Source organism: Brachyspira catarrhinii (genome assembly GCF_005518285.1).
In the GTDB taxonomy this organism is placed as follows: Bacteria; Spirochaetota; Brachyspiria; order Brachyspirales; family Brachyspiraceae; genus Brachyspira; species Brachyspira catarrhinii.
This window is the reverse complement of sequence record NZ_SJDU01000893.1, coordinates 1-285: the sequence shown is the minus strand read 5'-3', so window position 1 is coordinate 285 and position 285 is coordinate 1. Positions and strand designations below refer to the sequence as shown.

Here is a 285-nt window from a genome sequence, read left to right as displayed (position 1 = left end):
CGAATTAAGGGAAGGCGAAGATTATCAAGAAGTTCAAAAAATAATTAGCATTAATCTTTTAGATTTTAATTTGGATTTCGGAGACGAAGGCAAACCTCACAGATGTTTTAAATTGACTGATACTGAAAACCAAAACATAAGTTTAGACTATATTCAAATGCATTTAATCGAAGTTCAAAGATTTATTGATATATTAGAAAATTCAACGATTGAAGAATTAAAGAAAAACAAATTATTAACTTGGATGAAATTTTTTACAAGCAATAATTTAAAAGATATAGAAAA

The 285-nt window shown here is 25.3% G+C and carries 1 protein-coding gene; it reads left to right on the top strand.

What is annotated here, in order from left to right; all coding sequences use genetic code 11:
* The coding region (locus tag EZH24_RS13745; RefSeq protein ID WP_170310897.1) for a PD-(D/E)XK nuclease family transposase at positions 1 to 285 on the top strand (285 nt) is incomplete at both ends.